General features: G+C 42.4%; 23 protein-coding genes. 19 read left to right on the top strand and 4 right to left on the bottom strand.

Annotation, left to right across the window (positions count from 1 at the left end; translation table 11 throughout):
- The first annotated feature begins 7 nt into the window (after positions 1-7).
- The 4 genes from FC83_RS13755 (at position 8) to FC83_RS13770 (ending at position 4391) form a co-directional block, all read left to right on the top strand.
- Positions 8-781 carry a DUF1129 family protein gene (locus FC83_RS13755; protein ID WP_035452197.1) on the top strand — a complete coding sequence of 258 codons (774 nt, stop codon included), beginning with the start codon at positions 8-10 and terminating at the stop codon, positions 779-781.
- A 241-nt stretch (positions 782-1022) separates the two neighbouring features.
- On the top strand, positions 1023-2501 hold the full coding sequence (gene guaB, locus FC83_RS13760) for an IMP dehydrogenase (protein WP_035452194.1): 1479 nt from the start codon (positions 1023-1025) through the stop codon (positions 2499-2501).
- Between the two features lie 220 nt (positions 2502-2721).
- Positions 2722-3270 carry a hypothetical protein gene (locus FC83_RS13765; protein ID WP_035452192.1) on the top strand — a complete coding sequence of 183 codons (549 nt, stop codon included), beginning with the start codon at positions 2722-2724 and terminating at the stop codon, positions 3268-3270.
- 23 nt (positions 3271-3293) lie between these two features.
- Positions 3294-4391 carry a GH25 family lysozyme gene (locus tag FC83_RS13770; protein ID WP_052004574.1) on the top strand — a complete coding sequence of 366 codons (1098 nt, stop codon included), beginning with the start codon at positions 3294-3296 and terminating at the stop codon, positions 4389-4391.
- Between the two features lie 69 nt (positions 4392-4460).
- Here FC83_RS13770 and FC83_RS13775 read toward each other — a convergent pair whose 3' ends face one another.
- Positions 4461-5237 carry an ABC transporter permease gene (locus FC83_RS13775; protein WP_057002893.1) on the bottom strand — a complete coding sequence of 259 codons (777 nt, stop codon included), beginning with the start codon at positions 5235-5237 and terminating at the stop codon, positions 4461-4463.
- 39 nt (positions 5238-5276) lie between these two features.
- Positions 5277-6212 (bottom strand): daunorubicin resistance protein DrrA family ABC transporter ATP-binding protein, encoded by a 936-nt coding sequence (locus tag FC83_RS13780; protein WP_035452189.1) that lies wholly within the window; start codon positions 6210-6212, stop codon positions 5277-5279.
- A gap of 197 nt (positions 6213-6409) precedes the next feature.
- On the opposite strand from FC83_RS13780, the gene FC83_RS13785 reads away from it, so the two are divergent.
- The 12 genes from FC83_RS13785 to FC83_RS13840 all read left to right on the top strand — a co-directional run bounded on the left by FC83_RS13785 (position 6410) and on the right by FC83_RS13840 (position 22968).
- Complete coding sequence (locus tag FC83_RS13785; protein WP_035452187.1) at positions 6410-6928, top strand: MarR family winged helix-turn-helix transcriptional regulator; 519 nt, start codon at positions 6410-6412, stop codon at positions 6926-6928.
- 110 nt (positions 6929-7038) lie between these two features.
- Positions 7039-7725, top strand: a complete 687-nt coding sequence (croR, locus tag FC83_RS13790; RefSeq protein ID WP_035452186.1) for a response regulator transcription factor CroR — start codon at positions 7039-7041, stop codon at positions 7723-7725.
- On the top strand, positions 7715-8926 hold the full coding sequence (locus FC83_RS13795) for a sensor histidine kinase (RefSeq protein ID WP_057002894.1): 1212 nt from the start codon (positions 7715-7717) through the stop codon (positions 8924-8926). Before croR ends, FC83_RS13795 begins: the two co-directional genes overlap by 11 nt.
- A 24-nt stretch (positions 8927-8950) precedes the next feature.
- Complete coding sequence (locus FC83_RS13800; RefSeq protein WP_057002895.1) at positions 8951-10246, top strand: D-alanyl-D-alanine carboxypeptidase family protein; 1296 nt, start codon at positions 8951-8953, stop codon at positions 10244-10246.
- Positions 10247-10570: 324 nt separating this feature from the next.
- On the top strand, positions 10571-12481 hold the full coding sequence (gene glgB / locus FC83_RS13805) for a 1,4-alpha-glucan branching protein GlgB (protein ID WP_035452184.1): 1911 nt from the start codon (positions 10571-10573) through the stop codon (positions 12479-12481).
- The gene (locus tag FC83_RS13810; RefSeq protein ID WP_035452182.1) at positions 12478-13623 is read left to right on the top strand and encodes a glucose-1-phosphate adenylyltransferase; all 1146 of its coding nucleotides are present in this window, start codon (positions 12478-12480) and stop codon (positions 13621-13623) included. Before glgB ends, FC83_RS13810 begins: the two co-directional genes overlap by 4 nt.
- Entirely contained in the window at positions 13620-14789 is a 1170-nt protein-coding gene (glgD, locus tag FC83_RS13815) for a glucose-1-phosphate adenylyltransferase subunit GlgD (RefSeq protein ID WP_057002896.1), read from the top strand. Before FC83_RS13810 ends, glgD begins: the two co-directional genes overlap by 4 nt.
- A complete protein-coding gene (glgA, locus tag FC83_RS13820) occupies positions 14790-16232 on the top strand; it encodes a glycogen synthase GlgA (protein WP_035452180.1) in 1443 nt (480 codons plus the stop codon). It abuts the gene before it with no gap.
- 34 nt (positions 16233-16266) lie between these two features.
- Positions 16267-18678, top strand: a complete 2412-nt coding sequence (locus tag FC83_RS13825; protein WP_052004581.1) for a glycogen/starch/alpha-glucan phosphorylase — start codon at positions 16267-16269, stop codon at positions 18676-18678.
- A gap of 92 nt (positions 18679-18770) precedes the next feature.
- The gene (locus FC83_RS13830; RefSeq protein ID WP_052004572.1) at positions 18771-20579 is read left to right on the top strand and encodes a glycoside hydrolase family 13 protein; all 1809 of its coding nucleotides are present in this window, start codon (positions 18771-18773) and stop codon (positions 20577-20579) included.
- Between the two features lie 95 nt (positions 20580-20674).
- Positions 20675-22222: a UDP-N-acetylmuramoyl-L-alanyl-D-glutamate--2,6-diaminopimelate ligase gene (locus tag FC83_RS13835; RefSeq protein ID WP_035452177.1), complete on the top strand. Its 1548-nt coding sequence runs from the start codon at positions 20675-20677 to the stop codon at positions 22220-22222.
- 20 nt (positions 22223-22242) lie between these two features.
- Entirely contained in the window at positions 22243-22968 is a 726-nt protein-coding gene (locus FC83_RS13840; RefSeq protein ID WP_035452175.1) for an amino acid racemase, read from the top strand.
- A 56-nt stretch (positions 22969-23024) separates the two neighbouring features.
- Here FC83_RS13840 and FC83_RS13845 read toward each other — a convergent pair whose 3' ends face one another.
- The gene (locus tag FC83_RS13845) at positions 23025-23663 is read right to left on the bottom strand and encodes a DNA-3-methyladenine glycosylase (RefSeq protein WP_052004571.1); all 639 of its coding nucleotides are present in this window, start codon (positions 23661-23663) and stop codon (positions 23025-23027) included.
- A gap of 65 nt (positions 23664-23728) precedes the next feature.
- Between FC83_RS13845 and FC83_RS13850 the strand changes: the two genes are divergently transcribed.
- Positions 23729-24097 (top strand): DUF488 domain-containing protein, encoded by a 369-nt coding sequence (locus tag FC83_RS13850; RefSeq protein WP_035452174.1) that lies wholly within the window; start codon positions 23729-23731, stop codon positions 24095-24097.
- A 163-nt stretch (positions 24098-24260) separates the two neighbouring features.
- Here the strand turns inward: FC83_RS13850 and FC83_RS13855 are convergent, their stop codons facing one another.
- Positions 24261-25058 (bottom strand): alpha/beta fold hydrolase, encoded by a 798-nt coding sequence (locus FC83_RS13855; RefSeq protein WP_057002897.1) that lies wholly within the window; start codon positions 25056-25058, stop codon positions 24261-24263.
- 94 nt (positions 25059-25152) lie between these two features.
- Here FC83_RS13855 and FC83_RS13860 point away from each other — a divergent pair, with 94 nt between their 5' ends.
- Together FC83_RS13860 and FC83_RS13865 are read left to right on the top strand one after the other, a co-directional pair.
- Entirely contained in the window at positions 25153-25851 is a 699-nt protein-coding gene (locus FC83_RS13860) for a metal ABC transporter ATP-binding protein (RefSeq protein ID WP_035452169.1), read from the top strand.
- A gap of 17 nt (positions 25852-25868) precedes the next feature.
- A complete protein-coding gene (locus tag FC83_RS13865; protein ID WP_035452167.1) occupies positions 25869-26663 on the top strand; it encodes a metal ABC transporter permease in 795 nt (264 codons plus the stop codon).
- The last annotated feature ends 41 nt before the right edge of the window (positions 26664-26704 follow it).

A 26704-nucleotide genomic window follows, 5' to 3' on the forward strand; every position in this document is an offset into this window, starting at 1 on the left:
TGGAATTGTGGACAATCGCCAAAAAAATGCCAAAGCAGCCAAGCAACAACAGCAGGCTAGAGCACAAGCCAAAAAGGCTGAGAAAACGCTGACGCAAATTTCAGATACCGATTTAGACCAGCAAATTGCTAACTTGACCAAACGTAACAACGAATATGTTTTTCGCTTGCGTAAAGCCTTGACCGAGGGCGGTATGAGTCAAGATAAACAAGTGGCTGTTTTAAAAGAGTTAGTTCCCCAAATTATGGCTGCCCAAGTTAAGGGCCAACCCGCCAATCAATTATTCGGCCCACCTTTGGCGAAAGCCAATAGTTTGATCAATGCACCTAAGCCTGCTAAAAAAGTACCAATGTGGGCTAAAATGGTGGATTCCATGGGCTTGTTTGCAGTCTTTATGTTTGCTTTTGGGGCTTTATCTTTATTCACCTCCAAACCAAGTCAAAAAGGTCAACTGCAAAGCTTTGGTCTGTTATCACTGTTGTTGATTGCCATTGTGGCTGGGGCTGGTTTATCTTTAATTCAAGAAATGATGGCTCAACCCAAGGGTAAACGGCGGCCTTGGTGGCAAATTGTATTGATCGGGATCGTGGTGTTCTTAGCGATGCTGGCTATGGTCAGCCTCGGGGTATTTATTCCTAAGGTCATCAACCCGATCCTTTCTGGCCCTGTTTATGCCGTGCTAGCTGCTTTGATTTATGGTGGCCGCTGGTACTTTAGAAAACAATTTGGCATTACCGGAAATGTCTTCGGTCCCGCGGCACCGCCCAAGAAAAAAGCTTAACGTAGCACACCGGTTTTGATAGGGGTGTTAGGGAAAAATGGCATTAATATGCGAATATGGCAATTTAATTAGAAAATTTCGTTCGGGATTTCTTTAAAAATCCCAAAAAAACTCGTTTTTTTATTTTATTGTACGTTTTTTGATGGAGATGTCTTGACGGATGTCTCTTTTTTTGTTAACTTAGTCAACAAGCAATTTCAACAAGACAAAAATAAAATAACAAAATGGAGGACTATATCAAATGTCAAATTGGGACACAAAGTTTCAAAAAGAAGGACTAACTTTTGATGATGTATTACTCATTCCGGCGGAAAGTCATGTGTTACCCCACGATGTAGACTTATCGGTACAACTTGCAGAGAACATTAAGTTGAATGTCCCAATTTTGAGTGCCAGCATGGATACAGTCACCGAATCAAAAATGGCGATTGCCATGGCCCGTCAAGGCGGGATGGGCGTCATTCATAAGAACATGAGCATTGATAAGCAAGCTGACGAGGTTTTGCAAGTTAAGCGTTCTGAAAGTGGGGTCATCAATAACCCATTTTTCCTAACTGCAGAACACCCTGTCAGTGATGCTGAAGCTTTAATGAGCAAGTATCATATCAGTGGTGTACCCATCGTCGATGACCGTGAAGCCCGTCATTTAATTGGGATCGTCACTAACCGCGATTTACGGTTTGTGACTGATAGCAATGAAATTATCAACAATGTGATGACCAAAGACAAGTTGATCACTGCACCAGTGAATACCTCTTTAGATGAGGCTGAAATTATTTTACAACGGCATCGCATCGAAAAATTACCTTTAGTTGATGACGAAGGTCGCCTAAGCGGTTTGATCACCATTAAAGATATTGAAAATGTTCGGGAATATCCAGATGCCGCCAAAGACTCCCATGGCCGGCTGTTAGTTGCCGCTGCGGTTGGGGTGACAAGTGATACCTTCGAACGTGCTGAAGCCTTATTGAAGGCTGGTGCAGATGCCATTATCATCGACACTGCCCATGGCCATTCAGCTGGTGTATTGCGGAAAATCACTGAAATTAGAAAGCAATTCCCAGTGGCAACCTTGATTGCCGGTAACGTGGCCACAGCCGCTGGTACCGCTGCTTTGTTTGATGCCGGTGTTGATGTGGTTAAAGTCGGTATTGGCCCTGGGTCAATTTGTACCACGCGGATCGTCGCTGGTGTAGGTGTACCCCAAATTACTGCCGTTTACGATGCTGCTAGTGTGGCGCGGGAACGGGGCAAGGCTATCATTGCCGATGGCGGCATCAAGTACTCCGGGGATATCGTCAAAGCCTTAGCCGCTGGTGGGACTGCCGTGATGTTAGGTGGGATGTTAGCCGGGACTGCTGAAGCCCCAGGCGAATTTGAAATCTTCCAAGGTCGGCGCTTTAAGACTTATCGGGGCATGGGTAGTTTAGCAGCCATGTCTCATGGCTCTTCTGATCGCTACTTCCAAAGTGGTATCAATGAAGCCGATAAGCTAGTGCCTGAAGGTATTGAAGGTCGGGTGGCTTATAAGGGGCATTTATCCGATGTGATTTATCAAATGGAAGGTGGCTTACGCTCAGGTATGGGTTATGTGGGTGCTAAGACCATTTATGATCTGCAAGATAATGCCCAATTTGTCCGCATTACCGGTGCCGGTTTACGGGAATCTCATCCCCATGATGTGCAAATCACCAAAGAAGCACCTAACTATAGTAGATAAAATATTAGCTACACTAAAAATTATTCAGGCCCGGTCATACGGGCCTGTTTTTTAGGTGAATTTCAGATAGTAAAGAAAATGTAAAGAAACCATGGCTGTCTCGTAATATTTAGGGTGTATGATGTAATTTGTAGTGATGAAAGTTTATCATGACTACCCAATTATGAGGATTCAGTGTCACAAATTTAACCATATTATTTTCAGGAGGTGCATCCATCACATGTTTAAACATATGTCCGGTTTCAAGAAGTCACTGACTAAAGTAAGTGTACTTGGTTTAGCAGTTGGCTCAATTGCACTGTTAAGTGCTTGTTCCGGGAATAATACATCACAATCCAGTGATGCATCGTCAAAGACTTCAAGTGTTGAAAAGTCTAGCAAATCAAGTAGTCCTGCTTCATCTAAGAGTCAGTCTACCGCTAGCCAAGCTAGTGAAACTACCAGTGATTCTAGTTCTGCCAGCACGACCAGTGCGACGAGTTCAACCACAACGGCTAGTTCAAGTAGCGCGGCTAGCAGCCAGAGTTCAGCTAGCTCAAGTGCTACGCAACAAACCATTACCACTGGCGATCAGGCACAAACTTATTTAAAGAGCCAAGTTGATGCTCAGTATCAAGCAGATGGCCCAACAGTTTATGGTTTCACTAATGAAACCACATATCAAGGGCAAAAGGCTTTCCGAGTTGAAGTTGGTAAAAACAATGGCCGGTCAACCGTTGCAATCTATGATGTATTAGAAAATGGGCAGTATTACAAAGTTAATAATTAATTTTGGGAAAATGGAGCGTAAATATGATTAAAAAGAGAGGTACATATTTTAAGATTTCGACCTGGCTATTGGTCGGATTGTCATTGTTAGGGGCTGTTTTTTCAACAACAGCTCAGGTTCAAGCCAGTGACTTCTTGAAATTTGCCGATGTTTCAAGTTATCAAAGTTCAGATGAATATTTCTTCCAGAACTTAACAACTGGTAATGTGGCTGGGGTTGTTGTTAAATTGACCCAAGGTTCTACAGATGGGGATAACTATATTAACCCTAAAGCCCAAGCACAAATCAAAAATGCGAAGGCTGCTGGTTTAAAAGTTAGTTTATATCACTATGCCAAATACAATGGCACCCAAGATGCTATTGATGAAGCCAATTTCTTTGCCGATGCGGCTAAAAGTGCCGGCTTAGGGGCAGACACTGTCATGGTCGCCGATGTGGAAGATCCTTCTTTATCAAACCCTTATGGCGATACGGTTACTTTCCAACAACAATTGAAGAATCGTGGCTATAATAACCAAGTTATTTATTCCATGGCTTCTTGGTTCTGGTATAACAAAGTACCCCGTAACTACCCAGCTTGGGTTGCCAACTACGGGACCGATGCCCCTGGTGTAGATAACGCCGCTGCATGGCAATATACCTCTAATTACAACGGGTTAAGCTTAGATATGAGTTATGACTTTACAGGTTTGTTCACCAACAAGAGTGTGTCCCAAGCACCTGCAGGTGATACATCTTCTAGCAGCAACAACAATGTCATCACCGTTGGTGGTACTGGTGCCAATGGCGTTAAAGGTAACGGCAGTTCTGCCCAACACTTTAATGCTGGCACCGCTTGGAAATCAAACGGTATCAAGTTGATCAATGGTAAAATTGCTTACTTAGTCGGTGCTGATGTGTATATCTACCAAGATGACACCACCCAAGCTAATGTTTGTACAGTTGCCAACCCTTGTAAAGCAGTCGATGGCAACGGCAACCAAATTGGTTCTGATGGTAAATTTACTGCCGGCAGCCAATGGCAAATTGCCAGTGTCACTGAAGTCAACGGCCAAGCCGCTTATCAAGTCAGTGGGACAGAATATATTCTTGCTAGCAACACAATTGGCAATGGCAACTAAGTCGGTTTAAATTAAAGATAACTAATCCCAGTGAAAAGTGAACTTCATTTTTCACTGGGATTTTTTAAATCAATTGGTTTTGTGATAGGCCAAAACTGTCAGCGGCGCAAAGATAACCACGATGGCTAAACTAAACAAGATGACCACCCAAGCTTGGCTGGTCCACAGACCTTGATTGAGCATGGCGTGCATCGCTGTGATCACATGCGTAATCGGATTCAAATCAGCCACGAATCGTAACCAATTAGGCAGTGTCTTTAGCGGGATGAAAGCATTGGATAAGAAGGACAAAATCATCATTGTTAGCATTGAAAAGCTTTGAACCATGGTAGCACTTTTAGCTAAAAGACCCAGTAATGCAAACAGCCAACTCATGGCCCAACCTGTGAAAATAGCCAGGCCGCCGGCAGCCAACACCCAACCAAAGCCAGCAGCTGGGCGCCAACCCATGATATAACCAGTTAAAAAAGAAACAGTAGTGGCAATAGTTAAGCGCAAAACGTCAGCAAATAGTTGACCTGCTAATGGCACAACTGACGCGATAGGTAAAGATTTGAAACGATCAAAAACACCAGAATCTAAATCTTCACGGATCTGGGCACCTGAACCCGCGGCCGCGGATAGCATCGTTTGTAAGACAATGCCTGGAACGATTGTGGGCAGATAAGCCGTTACACCGCCGGCTATCGCGCCACCGAATAAATAACCAAACATCAGCATAAATAAAACGGGTTGAATTAAAACATCCATCAAGCGTTCAGGGTTGTGCATGGTTTTCAAAATGTTACGATAAGCCATCGTAGCAGTATTAGCAATGAGATTAGTACGTTTTGGGACAAATTCCATATTTTTTCTCCTTATCTCCTAATTAAATAGGCGTCAGTTTTAGTGTTTGCCAGAAGTTAAGGCAAAGAAGACATCATCCATTGAAGGTTCCTTCACAGCTATATTAGCGATGGGGATGTGGTGATCATTTAAGTGATTTAATACCGCTGTGACTTGATTAGGATTAGTTAATTTTGCCGTAATGATATTTTTACTAGCAGTAGCGGTTGATTGCAGAGTTTGGCTGATCACCGCAACAGCAGTGGAAACCAGCGCTGAATTTTGTAGCTGCGTCTGTAGCGTTACGCCGCCCACGGTTGCTTTCAATGCCGCGGGTGTGCCAACTTGCACTAATTGCCCGTGGTCAATGACGGCAATACGGTCGGCCAGTTCGTCAGCTTCTTCAAGATACTGGGTCGTTAGGACAATTGTGGATCCTTGGGCCACCAATTGCCGAATGGTAGTCCACATTTTTGTTCTAGTTCGAGGATCTAAACCAGTTGTGGGTTCGTCTAGAAAAATCAAGGGAGGTTGGCTGATTAAACTAACGGCTAAATCTAATCTGCGTCGCATGCCGCCGGAAAAATCGGCAATGGCTTTATCAGCTGAAGCCAGCAGGGAAAATTCCTGTAACAAGGCAGTCGTCCTTTTTTTGGCTTGAGCTTTCGTTAAGCCATTCAGACGTGAAAAAATCATTAAATTTTCCCGAGCTGAGATATCTTCATCAACAGCCGCATATTGCCCAGTTAACCCAAATAGACCCCGGACTTGCCGCGACTGCTTTTGAACATCATGTCCAAAAATCTGAATGGTCCCACTGCTGGGATTTAATAAGGTAGTGAGCATGCGGAGAATCGTTGTTTTGCCAGCACCATTTGGACCCAACAGACCAAATATTTCACCTTTTTGGACATTTAGCGAAACGTTATTGACTGCGAGAAAATTTCCAAACCGTTTTGTTAAATTATCAATTTGAATAGCATATTCTATTGTCATTTTGCCACCTGTAACGTGTTGCCACGTTTCCTGAGTTAGATTTGACAGGGGGAATTTAATCAGGTCCCCCTGCCGAATAATATAATAAGCCCTACCTGATTAATTTGTCAATACTTTAATCAGGCCCCCTGATTTTTCGTGACTTTTTTGCTATACTTAAATGACCATACTAGATACTAAATGAAGGAGGAACTTATATGAGTACGCTTTCGGAAAAACATCAATTAGCCGAGAAAATTTGGGAATTTACAATTTTGACCCGGTTAGATAGCGATGATGATCGCCAGCGCGGTAGCCGATTATCTTTTTCTGGGCAAGGAAAAATCTTGGTTTTATTAGCCCAAGAAGATAATTTACCTCAAAAAGAAATTGCGACTCGCCTGAATCTAACGCCCCAATCTACGGCAGAATTTGTAGGAAAATTAGCCCGTAAACACTATGTTCACAAAACTAAATCTCAAAAAGATAGGCGAATAACTTTAATTCAGTTAACGGGACAAGGCCGGGATGCTTTGAAAAACATTGACAATACAATTCCCAGTTATTTAGAGTTCCTAGACGATGACGAACAACAGCAGTTTGGTAAATTACTGGCTAAGATGAATCTGGGCTTACGTGAGCGTATTGAAAGCCGGGATAACAGTATTGATGGTAAGATGCATAAAGTAATGTTGCAGCATTTTACCAAACAGAGTCATGCTGGTGAAAATAAGTAGCCGATACCATATCATTTAATAGATTCTTTGAAATCTAAAGATTTTTTTAAGAATCTTTGTTAAAATAGGCGTTAGAGATATTATTGGATCCATCAGTCGAGGGGTTAATTATGAAGATATTAATTGTAGACGACGACAAAGAAATTGTTGAACTTTTGTCGATTTATGTGAAAAATGAAGGTTATGAACCGGTGACCGCTTATTCCGGAAAGGAAGCTTTGACAAAGCTAGCCACAAATCATGATATCAAACTCATGATTCTAGATATCATGATGCCTAATATGAATGGCATTGATGTCATTAAAGAAGTGCGCACCGATTCCCAGATTCCAATTATCATTGTGTCTGCCAAAACAGCGGACATGGATAAAATCCAAGCACTGATCACTGGTGCAGACGATTACGTGGCCAAACCATTCAATCCGTTAGAGGTCATGGCCCGAGTCAAGTCCTTATTGCGGCGGAGTGAACACCAAGTAACTGCTGATATTCCGGATGTATTAGAGGTGGGCTCTTTGACGATTAAAAAAGATTCCCATGAGGTCATCACTATGACGGGTAAACAAGTGCAATTGACGGCCTTAGAATTTGGTATCTTATACTTATTAGCCAGCCACCCCAATCGGGTTTTTTCTGCCGATGAGATTTTTGAGCGGGTTTGGCAACAAGAAAGTATTGTATCGGCTAAGACTGTTATGGTTCATGTCAGCCACTTACGAGATAAGATTGAAGAAGCCACTGGCGGCGAAAAAGTTATTGAAACAGTCTGGGGCGTGGGTTATAAAGTTGCAGGATAAAAAAACAGAGACAAAAGTAAGATTATCTACAAAAGAAAAAGGTGAGCTGATCCTTGATGGTATCCTCACCTTTTTCATACTTATAATTCTAGAATTAGCCTTATTACTGTCCGCCAATCAATTTTTTGCCCAAGGCCAAGATGTTAGGGCAAATGTTCAAGTGTTCCGACAAATTTTTACCCTAGATTTTCCAAAGATTGGGCAGTGGCACTTGAACATTTGGATGTGCCTAGGAATCATATTGATTAATGCCTGGATAGTTTATCGCCGGTTGATGCGGCGTTTTCAAGCTATTCAAATGCATCACGTGATTCAAGAACTGCATTACATAGCAGATAATCATTTTGACCATCGGATCACGTTTAAAGTCAATCCAGATTTACAAAAAGTCGTTACCAGTATCAACGCTTTGGTGGAGAGTACTAGCCGTTCCATCAGTGAAGAACGGCGCATTGAACAGTCCAAAGATGAATTGATCACAAACGTCAGCCATGATATTCGGACCCCGCTGACTTCGGTCATTGGTTATTTAGGTTTAATTGAAAATGGCCAATATCAAAATCGGGCGGAGTTATTAAAATATACCCATACAGCCTTTGTCAAATCCAAACAGATGAAATTGTTGGTGGATGATTTGTTTGAATTTACCAAAATTCAACAAACTGCCACCACAATGAATTTCACCCAGGTGAATATGACCAATATGATTGCTCAATTAGCGGCCAGTTATGAATTAGAAGCCCAAAAGCAAAATATTCATATCGTGACGAAAACTCGACCTGATCCGTTGATGATGGCTGCCGACCCAGAAAAATTGAGTCGGGTTTATAACAATTTGATTATCAATGCGTTGAAGTATGGGAAAGGTGCCACTGAACTGATCATTGAAGGCCGTCAGTATCAAGATGAAGCGATTATTGCCATCCGCAATAATGGGCAAAAAATTCCGGACAATGATATTTTACATTTATTCGACCGCTTCTATCGGGTGGAGGGTTCTCGTTCCCATGAAACGGGCGGTAGCGGTTTAGGGTTAGCCATTGCCCAAAGTATTGTGGCTTTACATGGGGGCTTTATTTATGCTAGCTCCACGGACGAACAAACGAGTTTTATCATGCATTTGCCCCTCAAGGGTGGGGCACGCTTGCAACAACCAGATAATATTGAGGCCCAAGATGCTCAATTATTACGCAGCACTTAATCAAGAAAACGTTGGGAGATTTCTATGAAAACCAAGCTCAAAGCGATCCTACTCGTATTATTGTTGCTATTGGGGCTGACAGCAGGACTTGTGCCCGCTCAAACAGCCCAAGGCGCAACACCCAATGATTTGAATCCAATGAACTACCAAGCTAGCGCTCAAGCCGCGCTAGTTTTAGATGCTAAAAGCGGTCAAATCCTGTATGCCAAGGATGCCAATGCCGTTTTGCCCATTGCCTCGATGTCTAAAATGCTGAGTCTTTACTTAGTATTACAAGCCATTCAACAGGGGAAATTGAAATGGACGGATACGGTGGTGCCTAATGACGCCCAAGCTGCGCTGAGTACCAACACGGAACTGTCTAATGTCCCATTGACTGCCGGTGTGGCTTATACGGTCAAAGAATTATATGATGCTTCTTGGATCTATTCAGCAAACGTGGCCGTGATGCTTTTGGCCCAGGCCGTGGCCGGCTCACAGGAAAACTTTGTCACCCAGATGCAACAACAGCTGCAAAAATGGCAAATTACCAATGCTAAAATTGTGAATGTCAGTGGTTTGAACAATAGTCTGTTGGGAGAATTAAGCACAGCCAATACGGATAAAAATGCTGAAAATGAAATGAGTGCCTATGATGTGGGCCAAGTTGCCCAGCATATTCTCCAAGATTACCCTGAAGTCATCGATACGACGAAAATTGCCACCGAAACCTTTCATGCCAATCAAGCGGGTTCTTATCCCATGACCAACTGGAATCTGTTGTTACCTGGTCAAAAGCTCTATGATGCTAGTTTAGCGATCGATGGCTTAAAAACCGGGACCAGTGACGCGGCTGGGGAGTGTTTTACTGCTACTTTGATGGTCAATGGCCGGCGGGTGATCGCTGTGGTGATGCACGCCGCTGGTGCAGTCGATGATAAAGATAAACGGTTTGTAGCCACCACCAATCTTTTAAAGGCCGCCTTTAATTATTGGAAAGTGACGACCATTCAAAAGAAGCAGCCGTTACCCGAAAATCAAGCGCTAAAGGTCAATGACGGCGTACAAAAACGGGTTGCCTTAGTCTTTGCTAAAGCCCAAAGTCTATGGGTGCCCAAAAATAATGGGGATCTATCTGGCCAACTGCAATTAGCTAAGCCCTATCAAAAGGGCATTAATGCCCCCGTCAAAGCGCAACAAACTATTGGCCGCTATACCTTAGCGGCACCAATGATTTTTATGCAGCCTAAGGCAGCAGTAGTACAGACAAAACAAGCTGTTACTAAATTACCTTGGTATAAGCTAGCGTTTAATCACATCGTGAATATATTTACCAAGTAAATCACTTTTAAAATCTCACCTATGCCCTTTAAAAAAATGGGCTGGTGGGATTTTTTGATTCGTTATATGCGAAATATATATTAAGCCGTCAAAGTTACGAATTGACTTATACTTTGCATATCAAACGAAAGCTGTGACATAATACACAAATATTAAAGTGTTATTTAATATAGAAACATATTAAAATAGCTTCTTGCACAAAGCCATTACTGCCACAAATGTTTCTACTTCAAGTGTTTTTATGACTAACTTCTGGGGGAATGTTGTATACTTTATTTAGTGAAACTTTTGACTGCTTTCTCACAAGAGATTAGGGGTGAAGATATGGATGAAGCTGAATTCAAAAAGCGCGCATATTTGTTCAACACAGGCAATTATTTTGAAAGTTATGATTTCTTTGGTTGTCATCAAGCGGGCGAACAATACCGATTCACGGTTTGGGCGCCCCATGCTAAGTCAGTTTATCTAGTGGGTGATTTTAACGACTGGGAAGAAAACTTACCACTGAAGCTAGTGGCCGACACCGGTATTTGGACAATTACCACGGGGCTTGCCAAGGCTGGCGATTTGTATAAGTTCGGTATTTTAGATCAACAAGGACACTATCAGTTGAAAATTGATCCCTATGCATTTGGCTTCGAACACAAACCTGGTAATAGCGCTAGGGTCATGGATTTGCCCCAAAAGAAATGGCGTGATGAAGCGTGGTTAGCCAAGCGGCAGGCCAACTTGCCTTACAAACAGCCGCTAAATATTTATGAAGTGCATTTAGGGTCTTGGCGCAAGAACGCTGAGGGAAACTATTTATCCTATGATCAAATTGCCAAAGAGCTTGTGCCTTATGTGCAAAAGATGGGTTACTCACATGTGGAGTTTATGCCACTGATGGAACACTTATTGGATGCATCTTGGGGTTATCAACTGATGGGTTATTTTGCGCCCACCAGTCGTTTTGGTGACTTGGATGGCTTTTTGGAACTAATTGAAGCCTTTCATGAGGCCGACATTGGCGTGATCATGGATTGGGTCCCAGGGCACTTCATTCGTAATACGGATGCTTTAGCTGCCTATGATGGCACGCCCACCTATGAATATGCAGATTACAACCGGGCTAACAATGTACGCTGGGGCAGTTGGAACTTTGACTTAGGCAAGGCCCAGGTTCAGAGCTTTTTAATTTCCAGTGCGATGTTTTGGTTAGACTATTGTCATTTAGACGGCTTACGGGTTGATGCAGTTTCCAATATGTTATATTTAGATTATGATGCTGGTAAAGAGGGCATTGTCAATGAGTATGGCAATAATGCCAACATTGAAGGACAAAACTTCATTAAAAAACTAAATATGACAGTGTTTAAATATCATCCAGATATTCTTATGATTGCAGAAGAATCTTCCGCCTTTCCAAAGGTGACCGGACCAGTGGATAAGGGCGGTTTAGGATTTAACTACAAGTGGAATATGGGTTGGATGCACGATACCCTGGACTTTTTTGAAATGGATCCTTTGTTCCGTCACGATCATTTCAACTTATTAACGTTTTCTTTCATGTATATGTATGATGAACAGTTTGTATTGCCGTTTTCTCACGATGAAGTGGTCCATGGCAAAAAGTCGCTGATGCACAAAATGCCCGGTGATCGCTATAATCAATTTGCCAATTTACGGACTATGATGGTATATATGATTGGCCATCCTGGCAAGAAGCTATTATTTATGGGCAGTGAGTGGGGGCAGTTCTTGGAATGGCGTTATTGGAGTCCGCTGGAATGGGTGGACTTAAAAGACGACATGAACCAAAAAATGCAACACTTTAGTCAAACTTTGAATCAGTTATACCATGATGAACCAGCGTTATGGCAGTTGGACCATGATCCTAGCGGCATGGATATCACCAATGCCGATGACCCTGAGTCTAGCACTTTAGGTTTTATTCGACGAAGTGAAGTTGCTGAGGATTTTGTGATTTTTGCTTTTAACTTAGTACCTGTCGAAAAGCAGCATTTTAAGATTCCGGTGCCATTTGCGGGAACTTATACAGAAGTCTTAAATACCGAAATGATCGACTTTGGTGGAACTTGGACCAAGGGCCAGGGCGATTTTAAGACAACTGGGCAAGCTTATAAGAGTGAACCAGACTCGATTGAAGTGATCTTACCAGCTATGAGTGCCTTGATTATCAAACCGAAACAATTAACGCAGGCGCGTAATTTTTCAGAGGAGGATGAATTATGAGTACAGAAATGTTGGCAATGATTTTAGCAGGGGGTCAGGGCTCCCGTTTGGGGAAACTGACCAAATCCACGGCTAAGCCGGCGGTGCCATTTGGTGGACGTTATCGAATTATTGATTTTGCGTTGAGTAATTGTTTTAATTCAGGCGTCAATACCGTTGGGGTTGTGACGCAGTATCAACCTCTGGAATTAAATGCCCATATCCAAAACGGCGCTAGTTGGGGCTTGGATGAAAAAAACGCTGGCGTCACCGTCTTACAGCCTTTTGCTTCTAGAGAAGGTGAGAAGTGGTTCCAGGGGACAGCCCATGCAATTTATCAAAACATTGATTATATTGACTTATATCAGCCTAAATATATCTTGATTCTTTCTGGGGATCATATTTATAAAATGGATTATGAAGCAATGTTTAATTATCATAAAGCTAAAAAGGCTGCCTTAACTGTCGGCGTTTTACCAGTGTCTATGGAAGAAGCAACACGGTTTGGGATTATGAATACCGATGAAACTGAACGAATTATTGAATTTGAAGAAAAACCTAAAAAACCAAAGAGTAACTTGGCATCCATGGGGATCTATATTTTCAATTGGCCAACTTTGAAGAAGTATCTAGTGGATAGTTATTCAACAGATGGGAAGATGGAGGACTTTGGTAAAGATGTCATTCCAGCTTACCTATCCCATAACGAACCAACTTATGCTTACGCCTTTCATGGTTATTGGAAAGACGTGGGGACGATTCAGAGTTTATGGCAAGCTAACATGGAATTCTTGGAACCAAACAATGAATTAAATATTGGCGATCGGGAATGGCGGATCTATTCTAAAAATGATGCTTTGCCACCGATGTATGTGACCAAATCGGCGAAGGTCAATAATTCCATGGTAGTGGATGGTTGCTACGTTGCCGGAGATATTGAACATACAATTTTGTCTCAAAATGTGAAAGTCGGCACTGGTACGGTGATCAAAGATTCTATGGTCATGCCAAATGCCGTCATTGGTAAAGATGTCACGATCGACCACGCCATTATTGGGGAGCGGGCCATCATTGGTGATGGCGCTTCCGTGATTGGGACAGAAGACGATATTGCTGTTGTTGGATTCCAAGAAGTCTTGGGGAAGGAAGTTGAAGACGAATGAGACAAAATAATGTAAGTGCAATTATTGATTTAAATGAACCCAGTGACGCCTTATTGCCTTTGACCCAATTTAGACCGGTGGGCACTTTACCTTTTGCCGGGCGCTATCGGCTGATTGATTTTCCGCTTTCCGCAATTTCTAATGCTGGTATTCGGGATGTGGGAATGTTTATGCCCCGTTCTGCCCGTTCTGTGCAAGACCACGTGCGCAGTGGGGATGCTTGGAACTTAGACTCTATTAGAGGCGGCATCTTCACCTTCCCTTATGTGGCTAATAAGGACTATTCTGATCCGGCTAACCGGCGCCGCTATTTTGATGATTATTTGACCTTTTTAAGAAAATCTGATTCCAGTTACACGATTGTTATTGGTGCACGTAATGTGGATAATATCAACGTTCAAGAAGTTCAACAGTTCCACGTTGAAGGCAACAATCCAATTACTGTGTTATATAAACGCCAATTACCAGACAAAGTGAATGCCAATGAGGAAGCCTTGAATATTTCTGATGCTGGCGATGTGACGACTATCATGAAGGCTTCAGAAATTACCCCAGACCCGGTGAACCATATGGTGCCGATGCACATGGGGGTTTATTTCCTGAGAACGAGCCTATTGATTGATTTACTTCAAAATGCCAGCCAACGAGAAGAGTTTATCCGCTTGCCCGAAATTTTACACGAGGCTTTGGAAGTCTATAACGCCAATGGTTATGAATATACTGGTTTTTATGCCAATATTAATACCATTAAACGCTACTTTGACGCGAACATGGCGATGTTGGATGAAGCCAATTATCAAGCGCTATTATTTAGCCAACGGGAAATTTACACGAAGAATTTAAATGAGATACCAACCTTCTTCTCTAAGGGTTCAGACGTGAATACGAGTCTCTTGGGGACTGGGTGCCGGATTGAGGGCCAAGCGAATCATTCCGTTATTTTCCGGCGGGTCATTATTGATCGCAGTGCCAAGGTTGAAAATTCCATCATCATGCAGGGCTCAAAAATTGGTCCCGGTAGCAAGTTGAACTATGTGATCTTAGATAAGGGTGTTGTCATTGGGCCACATCTGACCATTGAAGGGACACCTGAAAAACCAATTATTTTTGAGAAGAACATGTCAGTTCTACGTGCTTCGGATATTAAAAAAGGGGTGCAGCATTAAATGAAAAAAATCTTATTTGCAGCAGCAGAAGGCGCACCGTTTTATAAAACTGGTGGTTTAGGGGATGTGATGTATGCCCTACCCAAGGCATTGGCCAAAGCAAATCTAGATGTTCGTGTCGTATTGCCGTATTATGCCAACTTGATGCCAGAGAAATATCAAGGTGAGTTGAAGGATTTAACGAGCTTCAAAGTTAAAGTCGGCTATAAGGATGTTTATGCTGGCATCAAAACCTTAACCTTGGGGAATGTTAAATATTATTTAATTGACAATTTGGATTATTTTGGTCGGGATGCCTTGTATGGTTATGATGATGATGGTGAACGTTTTGGTTTCTTCCAAATGGCTATTATCGAAATGTTGCAAAAGGTTGATTTCATTCCAGACATCCTGCATGTCAATGACTGGCACACAGCTTTTATCCCTGTCTTGTTGAAGGATAAGTATGCTTGGATCAGCGATTTGAACAAGATTCAAACCGTTTTAACCATTCACAATATGAAATTCCAAGGTATCTATGATCCCATTATTTTGGATAGCATCTTTGGGATTGGCCGCCAATTCTTTAATGATTCCGGCTTTAAGTATTATGATGCCGTGAATTTCATGAAGGGGGGCATTGAATTTGCCGACAAGGTGACCACTGTGTCGCCTTCTTATGCCCAAGAAATTCAAACACCAGCCTTTGGGGAAGGCCTAGATGGCGTGTTACGGGCCAATAGCTATAAATTAGCTGGTTTCTTAAATGGCATTGATACGGACATTTATGATCCCCGGACGGATTCAAATATTGCCTATAATTATGATCGTCAATCTATTAAAAACAAAGCCCTGAACAAAACCGCGTTACAAGAACAAATTCATTTGCCAAAACGCAATGACCCACTGTTTATTGTTATTTCTAGATTGACGCGACAAAAGGGTATGGATATTCTGCTAGCTACCATGGATGATTTCTTAGTGCGGCATAATGTTCAAGTGGTGTTATTAGGTACTGGAGATGCGGATTTAGAGACAGACTTTAAATGGATGCAAGATCGTTTTCCATCTCAGATGTCGACGAATATCCGTTTTGACGAGCGCTTTGCCCAACAAATGTATGCCGCTGCAGACTTTATTTTGATCCCATCGGCTTTTGAACCATCGGGATTATCTCAGATGATGGGGATGCGCTATGGGACCGTGCCAATTGTCCATGAAACTGGTGGTCTAAAAGACTCAGTAACGCCATTCAATGAGTTTGATGACAGTGGCCTAGGTTTTGGTTTTGTGAATTTCAGTAGTGTCACTTTAGGGGAAACTTTAGATTATGCGTATCAGACCTATCGGGAGAAACCAAAGTTATTCCAGAATATGGTACAACGGGACATGGCGGCGGATTTCTCTTGGACGAAGTCGGCGAAACTTTATTTAGGAATGTATCAAGAATTATTTGGTGAATAATATGTCAATTTTGTCAAGAAAGCTGAGGATGCCTGTGGATATAACTGAAGAAAAGTTTGTTGAAGATTATAAAACTAAGATGTTAGAGATGTATTCCATTGATGATGCTGATGCCAGTCGGGCCCAACAATATCGGGTGCTGGCCAGCGTGGTTCGGGATTATTACGCACAAAATTGGCGCAATACGCTTCTAAAATATCAACAAAATGATCGTAAACAAGTTTATTATTTTTCAATTGAATTTCTTCCCGGGCGTTTCTTGACGCAGAATATGCTGAATTTAGGGATTAGCGAAGTTGTTAAATCTGGACTTGCTAAGATGGGATTAGATTTCGATAAGATTGCCCAACACGAACCTGAACCCGGTTTAGGGAACGGTGGGTTAGGTCGTTTAGCTTCAGAATTCTTAGATAGTGCTGCTTCTGAAGGGATTGCCATGCACGGTAATGGCATTCGCTATCAGTACGGTTTGTTTAAACAGGAATTTATCAATGGCTATCAGGTGGAACTACTGGATGATTGGTTGCGTAATGGCAACATCTGGGAAGTTCGCCGGGAAAACCGGGCCTGTATTGTCCACTTTGGTGGCAACGTTTGGCTGAAAGAAGACAGTTTGGGTCACTTTAGAGCCATGTATGAGAACACAGAAGATGTCATTGCCGTGCCTTATGATATCGGGATCGTGGGTTATCGCAATGGGACGGTCAACAATTTGCGTTTATGGTCGGCTGAATTGCCTTATAACGAGCATTCTCGATATACTTTGGCTGAAAAGAGTCGGGTAAATGATATTATCGAAATCCTTTATCCTGATGATTCTAATTATGAAGGCCGACTTTTACGGTTAAAACAAGAATATTTCTTCGTATCCGCTGGGGTACAGAGTATTGTGCGCTCTTATCGCAAACATCATCGTAACTTGAACCGCTTAGGCCAACGGATCGCCATTCACATTAATGACACCCATCCGGCCATGGCGGTGGCTGAATTGATGCGTGTATTGATGGACGAAGAATTTCTCAGTTGGGAAAAGGCTTGGAATATTACGAATCAAGTGATGTCTTATACCAACCATACTTTATTATCGGAAGCACTGGAGACGTGGCCTGAAGACATGTTCGCCCAAACGGTACCCCGAATCTACCAAATTATTAAAGAAATCGATCGCCGCTTTAAAGAATTAATGATTCCAATTCATGGCGCTGATTTGGTAAATTCTGTGGCACCGCTGGGCAATGGACAGGTTCGGATGGCTTACTTAGCCGTTATCGGCAGCCATAGTGTAAATGGTGTTGCCAAAATTCATACAGATTTATTAACTACCAGTGTCTTAAATGGGTTGTATAAGATTTTCCCTGAGCGGTTTAACAATAAGACCAACGGGGTTACCTTTAGACGCTGGCTGCAAGTTGCCAATCCGGGATTGACCACCTTATTGGATGATAAAATCGGCAATAACTGGCACCGTGATCCGAATTTGCTCAAGGGCTTTAATATCTTTGACAAGGATAAAGATACTTTGGATGCAGTCGCCCGGGTCAAACATGATAATAAAACGGCGTTGGCTGATTTTATCTCAGAAACTTTGCGCACCAAAGTAAATACTCATGCGATTTTTGATGTGCAAATTAAACGGCTGCATGCTTATAAACGGCAGCTGTTACACGTGATGTATATTATTGATGAATATTTGCAGATTAAGGCTGGGCATAAGTTGGCCAATCCGCGGGTGCATATTTTTGCCGCCAAGGCCGCACCAAGTTATTACTATGCCAAGGAAATCATTAAAATTATTAATGAGTTGGCCAATCAAATTAACCATGATCCCGTTGTTAAAGACCAGCTAAAAGTGATCTTTATTCCTAACTATGGCGTATCCATTGCGGAGAAGATCATTCCAGCGGCCGATGTGAGTGAACAGATTTCACTGGCCGGCAAAGAAGCTTCAGGCACCAGTAACATGAAACTCATGGCCAATGGGGCCGTGACGCTGGCAACCTTAGATGGGGCCAACATTGAGATGCACGACAGCTTGGGCGATGATGATATGGTCATCTTTGGCTTGACAGTACCTGAAGTGGAAAATTATCATGATTACCATTCTGCTGATATTTATAATAAAGATGTTCGGATCAAACGCATCCTCGACGCCTTTATCGATGGTACTTTGAAAAATATTGAAACTGAAGGTCGAGATATTTTCAACTCTTTGGTGCAATATAATGATCAATATTTCTTGTTAGCTGACTATGAAAGTTATGCCAAAGCCCAAGATCGCATTGATAAACTTTATCAAGATCGCACGCGTTGGCATCAAATGATAATTCACAACATCGCTGCCAGCGGCCGTTTTTCTTCGGATTATACCATTGCCCGCTATGCTGAAAATATTTGGCAGGTGGACATTGATAATCCAGTGGGTTCAAAATTCAATGAACAAAATTAACCTTTATTTGACGTAATACATTTTCAGCGATATCCTAAGAGGCTGGTGACAAGCAATTTGTCCCAACCTCTTTTTCAAAGACAGGTGAATATATGATTAGTTATAATTCTTTTGCGACCACAGATAAATTGCCTTTTGGCGCAGTATTACACGGTACAACAATTACCTTCACATTAAATGTGGCAGACGTTTCAGTGCCACCTAAAGTACAGTTGGTGGTTTTTCAAGATGAACACTGGGCCAACCCCATTGCCCAAGTTGCTTTAAAGGCCAATGGTAAGACGGCTTACACCGGTCAATTCACACCGCAAGAACCCGGGTTATACTATTATTTTTTCGAGATACAAACTGCTGAAAAAACCCAGTATTATGGTTGTATCAATGGGGGATTTGGCGGCGTGGGTCAACTTTATACAGACCGGACCAATGTACAAATGTATCAATTGACGGTCATGGCGCAAATTGATCAAATTCCAGATTGGTATCAAGATGCCGTGTTCTATCATATTTTTGTCGATCGATTTAACAATGGCAATGCCGATGGGCATGTGAATAATCCTAAACCTAACAGTTTTATTTATGGCACGCATCAGGACTTGCCCTACTATGTCAAAAATACCAAGGGTGACATTGTCCGCTGGGATTTTTATGGCGGTAATTTATTGGGCATTGAAAAAAAACTCCCATATCTGCAAAATCTGGGGATTACCGCCCTTTATCTCAGTCCTATTTTTGAAGCCCGCAGCAATCACCGCTATGATACGGGGGATTATTTAAAAATCGATGGGGTTTTAGGCACCCTGGCAGATTTTGAGCACTTTTTAAATGCCGTTCACCAAGCGGGGATGCATGTGATCTTAGATGGGGTCTTCAATCATGTGGGGGCCGACAGTCGCTACTTTAACTTGTATCAGACTTATGAGAGTAATGGCGCGGCTAATAGCAAGCAAAGTCCTTTTTATGATTGGTTTACCTTTAAGGATTATCCCGCAGATTATGAAAGTTGGTGGGGGGTTTTAGACTTACCAGCGATTAATAAAAATTCCAGTAGCTTTCATGACTTCATTGCCGGCGGTGATCACAGCGTCACAGGCTATTGGACCAATTTAGGTGTAGATGGTTGGCGCTTGGATGTGGCGGATGAATTAAGTGATCAATTCATTTATAAAATTCGTCAAAACTTGGATCGCTATCAAGACAAGGTATTGATTGGCGAAGTCTGGGAAGATGCCAGCCACAAGGTTAGTTATGACCACCGGCGCCATTACATTGAAGGTGGTGGCTTAGAAGCGGTTATGAATTATCCTTTGCGACAATTATTACTGGATTTACTCAATCAAAAAATTACCCCTAAGGACATGGCTCTGCAGTTCATGACTTTAAAGGAAAATTATCCAGCTTCTGTTTTTCGGTACAACTTTAATAATATCGGCAGTCACGATACGCAACGCGTGTTGACCGCATTAGGTGAGGATAAAGCTAAATTACATTTGATTTTCCAATTATTTCTCACGTTGCCTGGCGTACCTTGTATTTACTACGGGGATGAAGTAGGGCTAACTGGGGATGTGGATCCGGATAACCGGCGCTATTATCCTTGGGGACATGAGGATCTAACGATTAAAAGTTGGGTCAAAGACTTAATTGAGCTCCGGCAAAATGATGCGCTCTTCAAGAATGCTGCCGACTGTTTCGTCTTTGCCGGGGTGGACTGGCTGGGCTATGTCCGCCAAGATAAAAGTGGTGCTTATCACATTTGTTTGGCCAATCCCACGGATCACAGTGAAATCGTCAAAGTCGATGATGTGGCTACGGCAGCCTTACCAGCTGAATTATGGCAAAAAGTCCGTTCGACAATTGCCGGCGTGACTTTGGGCGCTTATGAGTTCAAAATTATGTGACCCAAAAATGAAAATCAGATTTCAGGCCTTGTGTTAAATGTAATTATGGTATAATTGAGGCTGATTTGAATCTGTTTTGAGAGGATGCATGGAACGTGTCATTATCACTATATGCATGTATGTTAATTTTAAAAGAACACCATCTGCTAAAAAGCAGTGCCATTCAAAGAGATTTGGATGCCAAAATGGTGGATATTACTTATGATTCTCGAGAAGTGAAGTCTGATGCCTTATTCTTTTGCAAGGGTGACAACTTCCGGCCAATTTATTTAACCATGGCTAAGGATAATGGGGCTATCACTTACGTGGCTGAGCAACCTTATCCAGAAGGTAAGGGCATGAACGCCTTTATCGTGACCAATATTCAAAAGGCCATGGCCTTGTTGTCGGCAGCTTATTTTGATTATCCGCAAGATGATTTATTTGTCATTGCCTTTACCGGGACCAAGGGCAAGACGACCTCAGCTTACTTTACCAAGGGTATTTTAGACATTACCACGAAACATAAAACAGCCCTCTTTTCTACGATTGATCGAGTGCTGGGTCCTAAACCTGAGCAGCGCTTTAAGTCGGATTTGACCACACCAGAGTCTTTGGATTTGTTCCGGGACATGCGTCAAGCCGTAGACAACGGTATGACCCATTTGATCATGGAAGTGTCGTCTCAGGCTTATTTGCGTAATCGGGTCTTTGGTTTGACTTATGATGTGGGCTTTTTCTTAAATATCTCCCCAGACCATATTGGGCCAAATGAACACCCTAACTTTGACAATTATTTACACTGTAAATTGCAATTGTTGATCAATTCCCGCAAATGTGTGATCAATGCACAAACTGATCACTTCGATGAAATTTATGGCGCGGCTAAGGCGACGACCAATCCTGATAGCATTTATTTGTTTGCGGCAGCTGACTATCAAGCCCCGCAAGACGTGGAAATTGATTTTCGTTTTGAAAGCCAAGAAGCTGATTTAGGCACAAGCAAGTTTATCTTTACGCCGGTTTCCACCAAAGCCCAGGTATTAGGGGTAAAGGGGGATTATCAGTTAAGTTTGATTGGTGATTTTAATGAAAGTAATGCCACCGCTGCCATTATTGCAGCAGCTTTTGCCGGTGCCGATACTGAAGAAACGCAAGCTGGGATCGTGAATGTTAAAATTCCAGGACGCATGGATTCCATGACTGTCCCAGGTCACGGGGTAGTTTATGTGGATTATGCCCATAATTATGTCAGTATGCACGCGTTATTGAGTTTCTTACAGCGGGAGTATAAGAACCCTAAGCTGATTGTGGTCGTGGGTAGTCCTGGTGATAAGGGTGTTTCTAGACGGCCTGGTTTTGCCAAGGTCTTAACGGAATTTGCCCAGGAAGCCTTTTTGACCACCGATGATCCTGGTTTTGAAAATCCGCAAAGTATTGCCGAACAAATTGATAAAGATATTGATCACTCTAAAGTGGCAGTCTCCATTATCTTGGATCGGCATGAAGCCATCAAAGAAGCTATCTTAGCTAGTAAACCAGGGGACGTGGTCGTATTAGCGGCTAAAGGGGCCGATGCTTATCAAAAGGTCAGAGGCGTAGATACACCGTATGAAACAGACTTAGTGGTCGCCAAACAAGTTGCGGCACAACTTCAAAAATAGTAAGGCGTGGTTTTAAAAATATGCAACAGTTTTTTACAGTAATTGGTGGCATGGGGACGCCGGCAACGGAGAGTTATATTCGCTTGCTTAATCAGCGGACCCCGACACATAAAGACCAAGATTATTTAAATTACATTCTGGTAAATCATGCCACGGTGCCTGATCGAACCAGTTATATTTTGGATCATTCCAAACCTAACTTTTATCCAGATCTGCTGGAGGATATTAAGCAACAGAGTCAATTAAACCCAGCGTTTTTTGCGCTGGTTTGTAATACGGCCCATTATTTTTATGATGAACTACAAGCTGCCACGGCTATCCCCATTTTGCATATGCCTAAGATTGCGGTAGACACGATGGTCAAGCAATACCCTAATTTGCATTCAGCAGGCTTAATTGCCACAGAAGGGACGATTGCCGATGGTATTTATCGAGATGCCATTAAAGACGTGGGCCGCAGTGTGGTGGTGGGGGATGACAGCATCCAAGCCAAAGTCAATGAATTGATCTATCACGATATTAAAGAAAATGACTACGTGGATGGCAAACTCTATCACGAAATACTAAGTGATATGGTGAACCGTCTGGGCTGTGGTGTAGTGATTTTGGGATGTACTGAATTATCTCTGGCACAAGAAAAAGCACCGGATCATGATTTTCCAGTCATTGATCCCCAAAGTATTATTGTAGATAAAAGTATTGAACTAGCCTTAAAAGTCCGTCAAAACGCACCACTTGATGTCTAGTCAACAAAATAGACCTGCTACCAAAGTTTATTAAGCCTTGGTGCAGGTCTTTTTGATTAGGCTTGCCAGCCAAAATGATTTAAATCCATGTCTCGTTTTAAAATTTTGGAACAATAAGGATTACCAGCCACAAAATAGCGCAGGGGTTTGTCCACCCAGGCACCATTTTTACGGACCCCGATCCGAGCACTACTGCCAATTTTTTGGGGCAGGCGGTAAGTGTCTAGATCAATGGTCAAGGGGGTATGGTCCATTTGCTGATTATTTAAAGTCGTATCTTGAATACCGAAGGCTTGCATGAGCTTACCCGGTCCATTGGTCAATTCGTAGGGCGTAGGCCGCACGCGATTTTGTTGCATAATGTCTAGGCCAATGGTGGGTTCTAAGCCTCGGATCAAAATCCCCTGGGGGATATCTTTAGCTTGCACCGCGATATCAAAGCAAAATTGACCATGACGTTGGTAAATATAAATTGTACCAGGTGGCCCGTATAGGGGTTCATTGGCTTGGGAGCGATGGCCCTTAAAAGCATGGGCGGCAGTATCTTGTTGGCCTAAATAGGCCTCAGTTTCCACAATTAAGCCCCCCACTAAACCTTTAGGACTATGATAGAGTAAAGTTTTACCCAGCAGGTCTTGAGCCATGGTTTCAGTGGGACGATGATCAAAGTAGTCTAGTAACAATGTTTTAGTCATAATAAATGCCTCGTGGTTTTTACTTTCTGAAAGATTGTTTTAAAATGGAACTGGAGGTGTTGAAAATGGCACTTAAAATTGAACGGATTTATCGCAAACCCCCTGATTTACAGGGGTATCGAATTTTAGTGGATCGCTTATGGCCCCGGGGCATTTCCAAAGTCAATGCCCACTTAGATGAATGGTTCAAAACAATTGGACCTTCTAAAGAATTACGGCAGTGGTTCAACCATGAAGATGAAAAATATCCGGTATTTAAAACCAAATACTTAGCTGAATTAGCGGCCAATCCAGATTTACCTCAGTTTTTACAACTGGTACAAACCCACCTGGCCCAGGGTGATGTGATCTTACTCTATGGTGCCAAAAATGAAGCCCATAATCAAGCCGTGGTTTTACAGGGCTTGCTTCAGGATAAATTGAATGTAAAATAATTTTGTCAATCGTTTAATTTTTCTGAAAAATATGCTAAGATAGTATTTATTACTGTTATGCACTTGAAAAGGGACCGAAGCAAGCTTTTGCTTCGGTCCCTGTGTGCGTCATAGGCGATAAATGAGAGTTGAATCATATGAACCTTGATTCACTGAAACCGATTTATTGCCCCCAAAGAAATTCGGCGATAATTTTGTCCACATTGGGATTTTCATGAATCATAAAGTGACTGGCGGTCCAAAAATTACCAGGGATCACTTTGGCTTGATAATGTTTGATTTGACCGTCTGTCAATGTTTTCAGGCCCAGCGCCGAATGAACAGTGACCTGGGTGTCTGAATTGCGGCCATTGACATTACCCACCATATTTAAAATGCGCAAGTCCTTAGGTAATTTATCTTTATTTTTCACCATATCCTGAAAATAAGGACTGTTGGCACCCATATACTTGCCAAAGCCCAAGTAGGGGACAGATAAGGACACGAACTTCATCACCTTAGGGGTTTTGGCCTGGGGCTGTTCTAAATAGCGGAACATAATACCGCCGCCCATGGAGTGGCCAATAAAATTGACCCGTCGCACACCATAATCCTTGTACAAGCGCTTCATGATATCAGATAGGGCTTTTTGGCCACCGATGGGATTTTTGTTATCTTTTAACAAGACCAAGATCAAGGGATTATTTTTCAAATCACGGTATTGATGCACATCCAAATTCCCGGCTTTGTCCACGCGAATGGTCATGGCACGTTGGGCTAAATCGTGTTGGGCTAGTCTGATGGTCATGGGACCAAGGGACAAGTAATTACCGCCAGAGCCATGGAGGACAATGGTAGGGGTATCACTTTTGTGGACGGCAACATTGTTCAAAACTCGGGCACGATAAGACTGAATGCCCAAAAAGCTTAAAACTAAGACTAGCAATAAGGCGGCAATTAGAATTAATATTTTTTTAGCCATTTTGATCATCCAGCTTTACATATTTTTTTAAAATCTATAACTATAGTTTAACTTAAAAACTGCAGAATGTAACTGCTGCAGGCTTGGAGGCATTATGCATAAAGATTCTATTTTAGATATTGAGCATTTAACTGTCCGTTTTCCGGACAAAACCGTTTTAGATGATATTAATTTATCGATTCAAAGAGGTACCATGGTTAGCTTAATTGGGGAAAATGGGGCAGGAAAGACCACCTTGATCCGAACCATTTTACATCAATTAAAACCCACGAAGGGCAAGATCATCGCCCATCCAGGTGCTGGCCGCCGCCACTTGGAAATTGGCTATGTGCCGCAGTTTCGCAATATTGATACTGGCTATCCTTTATCCATCAAGAGTTTTGTAGGTTTAAATCGACTCAAACATCGTTGGCCTTTTTATTTGCCCCAAGAACATGCGGCCTTGATCAGTGCTTTAAAGCGGACCAATTTGTTAAAGCTACAAAATATTCGCTTAGGCAGTGCTTCTGGTGGGGAGAAGCAGCGGGCTTATTTAGCGCAAGCTTTAGTAAATGATCCGGAGCTGTTGATTTTAGATGAAGCCACGGCATCTTTAGATGTGAAGGCTAAAAATGAATTGATGACGCTGGTGCAGCAGTTGAATCAAAGCGACCAGCTCACCGTGATTTTTATTACCCATGATTTTGAACTCGCCCAAAAATACACCCAACGTTTCATGTTCTTAAATGAAGGGAAGATTGAAACCGGGCCAGTCGCCGATTTGAGTGAAAAATTTTTAGAAGCCCATGCCTAAAGGAGTAAAAATAAAATATGTTTGTATTTGAGTTCATGCGTAATGCATTTTTAGCCAGTACCTTTATTGCCATTACCTGCGGGTTAGTGGGTGTTTTCGTGGTAGCCCGGAATTTATCTTTCTTATCCCATACCTTATCTGAAATTGGCTTTGCCGGCGCTGCCTTTGGAGTCTTCGTGGGCTTAAGCCCCTTGAATGGCATGTTATTATTCACCGGGGCCAGCTCCTTGATTGTGGGGACTTTGAGTGTGGAAAAGTCCCATCGCGAAGCTTCTATCAGTGCCGTTTCCAGCTTGTTTATTGGCCTAGGGATTTTATTTTTATCCTTGTCCAATAAAAACGCCAGTTATGCTACCAATATCTTGTTTGGTAGCATTGTGGGCATCAGCGTGGCTGAAGTCAATCAATTGATTTTACTGTCAGGCATCGCCTTAATTGCTTTATTAGCCGTTTATCGTATCTTGGTATTTGATTCTTTTGACGGGGTGGGGGCAGCTTCACAAAACATTCATCGTAACCTGTTATCGATGTTCTTTTTGATTTTATTAGCACTGTCCGTCAGCATTGGCGCCCAGATCGTGGGTTCTTTACTGGTATTTATTTTATTGACACTGCCGGCCGCTAGTGCCCAATATATGGGTCGCAGTGTGCCGTCAATGTTGGCTTTTTCCCTGGGCTTTGCGTTGATTGGCGTTTGGTTGGGCTTATACTTAGGGTATGTCACCAACTGGCCGGTGACCTTCTTTATCGCCAGTATTGAAGTGGTGATTTATCTACTATCCTTAATTTATAACCGCTGGCAGACGAATTAAGCACTAAAATTATGAATTTAAAAAAGCAGCCGAGCTCGGCT

The organism is Agrilactobacillus composti DSM 18527 = JCM 14202 (genome assembly GCF_001436375.1).
Classification (GTDB): domain Bacteria; phylum Bacillota; class Bacilli; order Lactobacillales; family Lactobacillaceae; genus Agrilactobacillus; species Agrilactobacillus composti.